Below are 2,219 nucleotides of genomic sequence, written 5' to 3' on the forward strand. Positions count from 1 at the left end.
CCCCCGGCCCGGGCCGCCGCCGTCGTGGTGCCGGCGCCGCCGTGGTGCACGACGGCGGCCACCCGGGGGAACAGCGCCTGGTGGTTCACCTCGCCGGCCACGAACCACCCGCCGTCGTCACCGGCCGGGCCCAGCTCTGCCCAGCCCCGTCCCACCACCACCCGCCGGCCCAGCGCCCGCGCCTGCTCCACCGCGAGCCGGGCGACGTCGGCGGAGCCGCGCATCGGCATGCTGCCGAAGCCCACGTACACCGGGGGCGCGCCCGCCGCCAGGAACGCCTCCAGCCCGGCCGGGAGCGGGCGCCGGTCGTCCGCCAGCCAGGCGCCGGTCTGCACCACGTCCAGGCCGGCCGGCCGCCGCCACGGGCCGAGGACCTCGTCCGTGGCCAGCCACGGGCGAGCGGTGAGCACGTGGTCGCGCACGCTGTCCACCGGCGGCAGGCCGACGGCCGCGCGGTGGGCGTTCACCACCCCGCCGAACAGCGCGTTCATGGACTCGGCGTCCCGCTCCCACAGCTCCTCGTTGGCGGTGCCCTCCGGTGCCCGCGGCCGGCCCGGGTACTGGAACGGAGGGTGGTGCGGCGAGGGCAGCATGGTCGGCTGGAGGCTGACGTGGACGTACCGCGCGCCCGCCGTCTCCGCCGCCGACCGCGCGCCGGCCGCGCTGGGGAACAGCCCGGTGGCCACCACCACCCCGCCCGGGTCCGCCTCGGCGCGCACCGCCTCGTGGAACGCGGCCACCAGGGCGGCCGCGCGCTTCGGGAAGTCCTCCGGCTTCGGCGGCGGCCCGCTCACCAGCGCCCGCACCGACTCCCCCACCGGCACCAGCGGCACCCCGGCTCCCGCCGACCGCGCCGCGAACTCCTCCTCCGGCGGCGCGCACACCCGCACCTCGGCCCCCGCCCGCCGCAACCGCACCGCGAGCGCCAGCAACGGCTCCACGTCCCCCCGCGAACCGTACGTCGACAGCACCACACGCATCCCGCACCACTCCCGTCCCCGCGATCCCGGCCTCGGCCGAGGATTCTCCGGCCCCACCACCCCCTTGCGGCAAGCCCCCCGGTGCGCTATAGCTTGGAAGCGGCGGGGAACATGATCGACTGTCAGCCGCCGCTCCCCCGCCCACGTCACCGGGGGGACCACATGCCGCACCACCGGGTCCTGCTCCTGGACGCGGCCCCCGGGGACCTGCTCGGCCTCGAACTGTCGCGCCTGCTCGGCCACGGACTGACCATCACCCTCAACCTGCGGCGGGTGGCCGACCACCGCGCGGTGCGCTCCGCCTGGGCCGGGCGGGTGGAGTTCACCGACTTCGACCCCTTCGACGAGCCGGCGCTGATCGGCGAGACGGTGCGCGGCGGGGCCGGCTTCCACGCCGTCAAATCCCGGGCCGGGGTGCCGCTGCGTGCCGCGTTCCTCGCCGCCGCGACCGGTGGCGGGCTCGCGCACCGGCTCCGGGTGGTGGGCCGGGCCGGGGCGGGGACCGATCATGTGGACCTGGGCGCCGCCGCCCGTCACGGGGTCGCGGTCACCCACACGCCCGGATCCAACGCCGATGCCGTCGCCGAGTTCGCGCTGGCCCAGCTGCTCGCGCTGACACGCGGGCTCGCGGTGTACAACGAGGCTTCGCACGCCGGGATGTGGCGAAGTCCGACGGCACCGGCGCGGGCGCTGTCGGAGCTGACGCTGGGCATCGTCGGACTCGGCCGGACCGGCCGGGCGCTGGCCGGGCGGGCCCGCGCCCTGGGCATGGCCGTGCGGGGCGTCGGCCGCCGGGACCGGCCGCTCGGCGAGCTGCTGGCGACCAGTGACGCGGTCTCCCTCCACGTGCCGCTGACCCCGCAGACCCGGGGCATGATCGGCCGGGCGGAGCTGGCCCTGATGCGGCCGGGGGCCGTCCTGCTCAACACCGCCCGGGGAGGGATCGTCGACGAGCAGGCGCTCGCCGAGGCGTTGAGGGACCCCTCCCATCCCCTCGCGGGGGCGGCGGTCGACACCTTCGCGCACGAGCACGCCGCCTTCTCCTCGCCGCTGTTCGGCCTGCCCAACGCCCTGCTGACGCCACACGTCGCGGGGATGACCCGCGGCGCCGTGGCCGAGGCCGCCGTCCGGTGCGCCGACCACCTCGCGGCCCTGCTCTCCGGTCGCCCGGACGGTGTGCCGGTGGTGGCGGCCTGACGGGTCCGACGGCGCGCGAAGGCCCGCCCGGCCGCCGCGGGA

General features: G+C 77.9%; 2 protein-coding genes. One reads left to right on the plus strand and one right to left on the minus strand.

The window, feature by feature from the left end:
• Window positions 1-980, minus strand: a 980-nt coding sequence (locus ABD308_RS38835; protein WP_344345745.1) for a glycosyltransferase, incomplete at its 3' end; no start/stop codon positions are given.
• A gap of 162 nt (window positions 981-1,142) precedes the next feature.
• On the opposite strand from ABD308_RS38835, the gene ABD308_RS38840 reads away from it, so the two are divergent.
• Window positions 1,143-2,177, plus strand: a complete 1,035-nt coding sequence (locus ABD308_RS38840) for an NAD(P)-dependent oxidoreductase (protein ID WP_344345747.1) — start codon at window positions 1,143-1,145, stop codon at window positions 2,175-2,177.
• Window positions 2,178-2,219 lie beyond the last annotated feature (42 nt).

Origin of the sequence: Kitasatospora putterlickiae (assembly GCF_039527695.1) — a bacterium.
Lineage (GTDB): Bacteria > Actinomycetota > Actinomycetes > Streptomycetales > Streptomycetaceae > Kitasatospora > Kitasatospora putterlickiae.